This window comes from Allochromatium palmeri, assembly GCF_009720725.1.
Classification (GTDB): domain Bacteria; phylum Pseudomonadota; class Gammaproteobacteria; order Chromatiales; family Chromatiaceae; genus Thermochromatium; species Thermochromatium palmeri.
This window is the reverse complement of the sequence record NZ_WNKT01000074.1, coordinates 1-7,745: the sequence shown is the minus strand read 5'-3', so window position 1 is coordinate 7,745 and position 7,745 is coordinate 1. Positions and strand designations below refer to the sequence as shown.

Annotated in this window: 4 protein-coding genes; 2 read left to right on the top strand and 2 right to left on the bottom strand. The window is 58.5% G+C overall.

Features of this window, described 5'->3' with window-relative positions:
- The first annotated feature begins 701 nt into the window (after positions 1 to 701).
- Positions 702 to 3,584 carry a ribonuclease E gene (gene rne, locus GJ668_RS18855; RefSeq protein ID WP_155451647.1) on the top strand — a complete coding sequence of 961 codons (2,883 nt, stop codon included), beginning with the start codon at positions 702 to 704 and terminating at the stop codon, positions 3,582 to 3,584.
- A gap of 162 nt (positions 3,585 to 3,746) precedes the next feature.
- Here the strand turns inward: rne and GJ668_RS18850 are convergent, their stop codons facing one another.
- Together GJ668_RS18850 and GJ668_RS18845 are read right to left on the bottom strand one after the other, a co-directional pair.
- Positions 3,747 to 4,235: a low molecular weight protein-tyrosine-phosphatase gene (locus GJ668_RS18850; RefSeq protein WP_155451646.1), complete on the bottom strand. Its 489-nt coding sequence runs from the start codon at positions 4,233 to 4,235 to the stop codon at positions 3,747 to 3,749.
- A 280-nt stretch (positions 4,236 to 4,515) separates the two neighbouring features.
- Positions 4,516 to 5,946 (bottom strand): integron integrase, encoded by a 1,431-nt coding sequence (locus GJ668_RS18845; protein ID WP_281350271.1) that lies wholly within the window; start codon positions 5,944 to 5,946, stop codon positions 4,516 to 4,518.
- A 182-nt stretch (positions 5,947 to 6,128) separates the two neighbouring features.
- Between GJ668_RS18845 and GJ668_RS18840 the strand changes: the two genes are divergently transcribed.
- A complete protein-coding gene (locus tag GJ668_RS18840; protein WP_155451645.1) occupies positions 6,129 to 7,010 on the top strand; it encodes a ubiquitin family protein in 882 nt (293 codons plus the stop codon).
- The last annotated feature ends 735 nt before the right edge of the window (positions 7,011 to 7,745 follow it).

Genomic DNA, 7,745 nt, shown 5'->3' with positions numbered 1-7,745 from the left:
GTTGCGATTCAGTGCCTCAAGCAACTCTTTATCGCTTTGGGCGTACGTTGGCATGGCAGGAGCCTCACAAGACAGTTCCATGGAACCTACAGTTTAAGCCAGCGCATCAGTTATGGTCGCACCCCTGAGCGTTTGGCTCAATTGCTGCTAAGTAGGGTTCACTGATACCATTGACGACTTGCGCTGGCCAAGTGAAAGCGGAATTTTTCCGGAGCGGCAAGTGCATCCAGGGGTTCGCACCCAACGCCCATCCAACAGGCGCCAGTCCGACCCACGGACCCAAGACCGGCATCCGACACCTGACCAGGCCACATTGCGGGACCGCGCCGTGCGTCCAGCCCGCTCGCGACGTCGAGCGAGGCCGAATTCTACACCTAGCGCTGTCCCTGAGTGGCGTGTCGAGGCCGCCAGCGTAGCCGGTGCCCTATCAACCGCTCCGAAGCGGGTCGTCTATCGATCATAGGCCGCCCGAACAGACGCGGGAGCCACAGAGGCCCCGTATAACGATGGTTCATACGCGCGTGCCCGTTTCAGCCCGACCCGTCCAAGTTGGCTGAACGGACTGTGCCGACGCCGTGCTCGCATCACTCGAGCGTCGAGCGGCGATGCGCCGATACGCCTGCACGGGTCTCCGACTGAGACCCCTGGGGCGAGGCGACCAACCACGGGTCACGCGCCGTGGTGCGTAGGACAGGAACAACATGAAACGAATGCTCATTAACGCGACTCAGCCGGAAGAGTTGCGCGTAGCGACTGTCGACGGACAGTTGCTATATAACCTCGATATCGAATCGCCGGGACGCGAACAGAAAAAAGCGAATATTTACAAAGGCATCATCACCCGCGTCGAGCCGAGCCTGGAGGCCGCCTTCGTCGACTATGGTGCCGAGCGTCACGGTTTCCTGCCGCTCAAAGAAATCGCGCGCGCCTATTTCGAGCCGGACAGCGTCAAGCCCGGCTCGCGCGTCAGCATCAAGGAATCGGTGCGTGAGGGCCGCGAGGTCGTGGTCCAGATCGACAAGGAGGAGCGCGGCAACAAGGGCGCGGCGCTGACGACCTTCATCTCGCTCGCCGGGCGCTATCTGGTTCTGATGCCCAACAACCCGCGCGCCGGCGGCGTGTCGCGGCGCATCGAGGGCCAGGATCGCACTGAACTGCGCGATGCCATGAGCCAGCTCCAGATCCCCGAGGATATGGGCCTGATCGTGCGCACCGCCGGCGTGGGCAAAAATGTCGAGGAACTGCAATGGGATCTGGACTATCTGCTCCAGCTCTGGAACGCCATCGTTTACTCCGGTGAAAGCCGCAAAGCGCCGTTCCTGATCTATCAGGAGAGCGATGTCATCATCCGCTCGATCCGCGACTATCTGCGCGTCGACATCGGCGAGATCGTCATCGACGACCGCGTGGTGTATGAGCGCGCCGAGAACTTCATCCGTCAGGTGATGCCGCAGAATCTCAAGAAACTGCGGCTCTATCAGGACGAGGTGCCGCTGTTCACGCGCTACCAGATCGAGACCCAGATCGAATCGGCCTTCCAGCGCGAGGTGCGGCTGCCCTCGGGCGGCTCGATCGTCATCGACCACACTGAGGCCCTGACCTCGATCGACATCAACTCGGCGCGTGCCACCAAGGGCGCGGATATCGAGGAGACGGCGCTCAACACCAATCTGGAGGCTGCCGACGAGATCGCGCGCCAGTTGCGTCTGCGCGACCTCGGCGGACTGTTCGTCATCGACTTCATCGACATGAGTCCGCCGAAGAACCAGCGCGCGGTCGAGGACCGGCTGCGCGAGGCACTCAAGCAGGATCGGGCGCGGGTGCAGGTGGCGCGCATCTCGCGCTTCGGGCTGCTGGAGATGTCGCGCCAGCGTCTGCGTCCCTCGCTCGGCGAGTCGAGCCAGCAGATCTGCCCGCGCTGCAAGGGCCAGGGTACCATCCGTGGGGTCGAGTCGCTCGCGCTCTCCATTCTGCGCATCCTCGAAGAGGAAGCGATGAAGGACAGCACCCAGCGCCTCCAGGCCCAGCTCCCGGTGAGCGTAGCGACCTTCCTGCTCAACGAAAAGCGCCGCGCCATTCTCGAAATCGAGCAGCGCCAGGACGTCGAGATCCTGCTCATCCCCAACGAGCACATCCAGACCCCTGAGTACAGGATTGAGCGCATCCGCGCTCAAGATCTGCCCGACAAAACGCCCGAAGAGCTGCCCAGCTACACCATGAAGGCCGCTCCCGAGCCGAGCAGTGCCACGCCGCACTATGCCAAGCTCGGCCAGCCGGTGCGCACTGAGGAGCCAGCGGTCAAGCTCATCGCCCCGAGCGCGCCCGTGCCGCGTCAGACCGAGCGTCCGCGTCCAACGGCTCCAACCACGGTCAGCCGCAAGGAGGCCGAGCGCGCCGAGTCCGAGAGCCTGCTCAAGCGTATCTGGACCGGACTCTTTCTCTCGCGTTCGAATGAAGCCGGGAGCGAACAGCCGGCGTCCGATAAGACGGTCGCGTCCGGTTCCGGCGCGGGATCGGCCGCGCACGCTCGATCCGAAACGAATGAACGGTCAACGGTCAACGAGGACAGCGCCGGCTCGGGACGGTCGCGCACCACGCGCGACGAGCGTCGGCGCGGTCAGTCGACGACGGAGCGGCGCCCGCGCAAGGACTCAGGCGACGAAACGACGAGCGAGGAACCCACGCGTGATACCCGCTCGCGGAACGGGAATTCGCGCGGACGCAGCCGGCGTGGATCGAGCGCAAATGGCGTCGAATCACGCTCCGACGAGACGCGCAATGCCAACACCCAGACGCGTCCACCGCGTCCGGAACGCGCGACCGAGGCGAGTACCGCGCGTGAGTCATCCGAGACCGCGCCTGATTCGGAGTCGATGCCCAAACGGCGCGAGACGGGAGCGGACAATCGGCCCGCGCGTCCGGAGCCACGCGCTGAGTCGAACGCCAGGCGCGCGCGCCCGAATGCCGAGCCGGCCGATGCCAACGAAGAGAACGGCCAGCCCGGCGGCGAGACAGGCAACGAGACGTCTAAACCCGACGCCGAGCGTCCACGTTCCTCGCGTCGGCGTCGCGGTGGACGCAATCGACGCCGCCCGGCCAATCCGCAGACGAATGAGCACGCGCCCGACGCGAATGCGGAAGCAGGCGCTGAGCCGTCGATCAGCAGCGAGGTGACGAGTCCGCGCGCTGAGCAGATCAAGGACGAGACGCGCGAGGTGTCCAACCGTCGGTCAAGCCCGGAGCGCACGCGCGCACCCGAGGCGCCGACAGCTGAGTCAACGACGCCCGCTGTTCAGGCGACATCAGCGCCCGAGGCACCATCGTCCAGGACGCCGGAGTCGCCCACGCCAGTCGCACCAGTTGTCGCTTCGGAGCCGGTCTCAGCGCCGGTCGAGGCACCCGCTGAGCGGGCGCTGTTGCCAGCACCGACGCCAGCACCAACCCCGACGCCAGCACCCGTGACCGAAGCCAGTGCGCCGCCGTCCGCCGAGCCGGTACGACGCCCTGATTCAGTGCCCGAGGTCACGCCGGATCGCCCGGTCGTTGATCGTCCTGAACCAGATCGGCTCGGGCCGGACGTCTGACGCGCCTCCGATCGATTTCGGACGTCGCTCACTCAGGCCCGCCATCCAGTCACCCGTAACACCTTACCAACCGGTGTTCGGGGATGACTGGATGGCGCCGCCGATCTGCGTCGATTCCAGTCGCCTTCCGACTGTGACGCGCTCGGATGAGGATGTCGAAGTTCAGAGGTGGCGGTTCTTGATGTCCAGCAGCAGACCGCGCGCGGCGGACTCGACCATGTCGAGCACCCGTTCGAAGCCACGCTGACCGCCATAGTAGGGGTCCGGCACCTCGCGAATCCCCAGTTCGGGCGCGAACTCCATGAACAGGCGCAGTCTGTCTTCCAGACCCGCAGGACAGATTTGCACCAGATGCTCGTAATTGTCTCGATCCATCGCCAGCACATAGTCGAAGCGCACGAAGTCGTCCGGCTCGGCCAGACGCGCGCGCAGATCGCCGATGTCGATGCCGCGCATCCGCGCCGTATCGCGCGCACGTCGATCCGGCGGCTCGCCGATGTGATAGGCATGGGTGCCGGCCGAGTCGATCTCGATGCGGTGCGATAGCCCCTCATCGATCACCAGCCGACGGAACACGCCGTGCGCCGTCGGCGATCTACAGATGTTTCCCATACATACGAACAGGATCCGAACCGGGTTTTCAGCGCTCATGACAAATTTGCTCTCAAAAATAGGTGCACCAGTCGCGGTATTATCACCCGCCGCTCAGGCACCGTGAACGTCGTCGAGTGCGGTTCACTCCAGGAATAGCACACAACGAAGCACACAGAGTCGCCGGCCAAGCACCTGTGCACCCTTTAGGAGTGGCCTCCCAACCAGCCCTGCTCGGAGCCGACAAAACCGATTCAGGCCGACCGCATTACGGCGCGCCCATTCGGAGTAATCGGTCTGATAGAGTCGGCTGAGATGGCTCATCGAGAGATTCCTCATCTCAAAGTAAGGCATCTAAAGGGCTGCGCACTCCCTGGCCGCCACGGTTGAGCACATGGGTATAGATCATCGTGGTCGACACATCCGCGTGTCCCAAGAGTTCCTGCACAGTGCGAATGTCATAGCCGGATTCCAGCAGATGGGTCGCGAAGGAATGGCGCAGACAATGACAATTCACTTTCTTTACCATCCCCGTTCGTTGCGCCGCCGCTTTCAGTGCTTTTTGCAATCCGTTTTCATGGACATGATGGCGGCGTGTCTTGCCGCTGCGCGGGTCGACTGAGAGCCGACCGCTCGGAAACACATACTGCCAAATCCATTCCTTCGGCGCATTCGGCCATTTGCGCGCCAGCGCGTCCGGCAGAAACACTTCCCCATAGCCTTCGGCCAGATCCTGTTCGTGCAGGGACTGAACCTGGCGCAAGTGCTCCTGCAAGGGTTCCTCCAAACGCACCGGTAGCGGCACCACCCGATCCTTCTGCCCCTTGCCGTCGCGTACCACAATTTGATGATATTGGAAGTCGATATCCTGCACCCGCAGCCGCACGCATTCCATCAACCGCATCCCCGTGCCATACAGCAGTGCAGCCATCAAATGCTGGGTTCCCTCGATGCCGGCCAGCAGTCGCCCGACTTCCGAGCGTTCCAGCACCACGGGCAGTCGCTTCGGCCGCTTGGCTCGAACGAAATCTCCAAGTGCGTCCAATGACTGTCCAAGCACCTGTTTGTACAGAAACACCAGGGCATTCAACGCCTGGCTCTGGGTGCTGGCCGAGACTTGACCGCGTACCGCCAGGTCTTCGAGAAAACCCCGGATGCGCTCTGCGCCCACCTCGCTCGGGTCTCGGTTATCGCAAAATAGAATGAAGCGGCACACCCAGGCTTCGTACGCCTGCTCGGTGCGGATCGAATAATGCCGGCACCGGATTTCCGCTACCAGGCGTTCCAGCAAGGGTCGATGCTGATCCCTCACTTGGTTAAGCGTTGAGGGCGGATTCCGCTTCTGCTTCAGGGGGGTGCCTGATAGCGGCGGATCTGGTTCTCCGCCTGTTGGAATGGGAGGGGCCTCTCTTGCTACCGTTGGGTGGTTCGTTTCCAGCGTTCGCGCCGAAGCCCGCCAGAAATCCCAATCCACCTCTTCTGCTACCGGCGATTTTGCGGTTATCAGCAAGTTCTGTATAGCATCGACGATCTGCACAAACTGCCAGCCCTCGATTCTGTCTAGTCGACCTGCCTGCTCAAGATAGCCGTTTACGTCCTCGCGGGTGTGTTGCTTTAAACGCTTGTCTGGGAAGGCGGCGAGATAGGCCTCCGCGCGGCGTACCTGCCACCGAAGCGCATTTTCTTTGACGCCGGTCTGACGGGCTTTGGCGATGAACTGATCCCAAAAACGCTCCTTGGCGGCGTTTTCTGTTGCTTGATGTTCTGGCATGTGCTATCAATCAGATTCACAGACAGAAAGTGTAGATTTGGTCCGGCAACGCTAGAACGGTTTGGCTTAGCCTTGCGAGCTAGGCAGAATCTAGGTTAACAGTGCTAGACGGAATCTGTCTAGCGCGCCAGACAAACTTTCTGTCTATTTAACTGTTAGATTTTCCGGAAAAGGAGCTGTTGATGGGATCTGTGTCGAAGAAAATTGGATTCTATACGCTGAAGCTCAAGCGAAAACGCAAGAAGGACGAGTATGTTTCGCCAGAAGAATTAAATGGTGTTTTCAGCTTCATTGACGCACTCGCAGACAACGAACGCGTTCAGGACGTTTCGAGCACTCAGGCGAAAAAGTTCCATTTTCTGCGTAAGCAAACTCGAAAAGGTGCAATTCAAAAGATTCTCTTTTGCTCTGCAAAGTATAATCATCGTCCGCCACTTGTTGATAAAGACACCGCAAACCGTCGTTCTAACCCGAAGTTGCTAACTGAGGGCGAAGAAGAGAGGACGCATATAGTTTTGAAGTATAAGTCTGACGAAATTGTCGCAATAATGGAAGAACATCGCAGCGGAATTTCAATACATCGTGTAGCAGATTACCTATCCAGTTTTGCGGATACGCACTACAAAAATAACGACGACATACGCAACTGGAAATTCGAAATTGGCGTTATCCCAAAAGAAAATTTCTTAGGAGAAATGGAGCGCCTTGAGCGCGTATTATTAGGCGAGGTACACACCGAAAATCGATTGCTTGGTTCGGAGTATCTGGATTACTCCAATCGTACAGAGTCGCTCAGGAACGACTTGGTCATCAGTATTAAAGCTAAACCCAAGAAGTCAATAATCGATGCAATAAAGGATATATACACCAAGTTTACAGGGGGAGGCACTGAAATTCAGAAAATTCGCGTCAAAGGGGTAACCGATGTTGGAACAGAAGTTGTTTTGGATACCGACATTATGAAGAAAATTCACTATTTGGACGCAGAAATAAATGAGTCAGACGGCGTCGTCGTTAGCAAACAATTTTTCGAGCAGCTTGTCGAAGTGGTTTCAGAGTATTAGTCATGCCTCCCTTACTATACACCGAGTTTATTCACCCGGTTCGCGATTACTTCGCCACCATAAGGTTGAGCGAATTTCTTTTTGACTGGGTAGCGCCTCTGATAATCACGATATTGCTATACGTGTTGGCTTTAGACAACATTCAGCCCGAAACGGTGTATGCGATAAACGGCTACTCGATCAATTTATTGGCTATATTGGTAGGGTTTTCGATCACAAGCTTGACAATCCTTACAGCGAACAGCAGCAAAAATATTGAAGACTTAAAGGCGCATCGTACGGGCAGAAGAATCCGTGGACAGCCTGTCACCCTCTACCGCTTGATCGTCTTGAACTTCATTTTTCTATTGATAATGGAGTTCCTTGCGCTCCTATACAGCTTCGGTTTTTTATTCCTAATTCAAATTAACCAACTGAAAGCCTCTTTCAACGAAATATTCATAGTAAGTATATTCTTTATCTCTCACGTCGTATTTCTGAATATCAGGAATATTACGAACTTTTATTTCATAGTGACACGAGAATCTGAAATCTAATCGGGTAAGGGCGGGTATTTAGCCCGCCCTCCCCACACCACCTAGCATGCGGGTCCGCACTAGGCGGTTCACAAGAAGGGAGCACACGACGATTTCAGGCATAGCCATGCGCTTTCATCCATTGATCGCGAATGCTGATCAAGCCCTGGCCTTTCAGCCAGTCATTGGTCATCCCGGTTTGCGTGCCCAGCGAGCGGGA

Bases quoted from the DNA above. Each gene is read 5' to 3' on its own strand.
- GJ668_RS18850 (WP_155451646.1), bottom strand. From the start codon at position 4,235: ATGAGCGCTGAAAACCCGGTTCGGATCCTGTTCGTATGTATGGGAAAC.
- GJ668_RS18845 (WP_281350271.1), bottom strand. From the start codon at position 5,946: ATGCCAGAACATCAAGCAACAGAAAACGCCGCCAAGGAGCGTTTTTGG.
- GJ668_RS18840 (WP_155451645.1), top strand. From the start codon at position 6,129: ATGGGATCTGTGTCGAAGAAAATTGGATTCTATACGCTGAAGCTCAAG.
- rne (WP_155451647.1), top strand. From the start codon at position 702: ATGAAACGAATGCTCATTAACGCGACTCAGCCGGAAGAGTTGCGCGTA.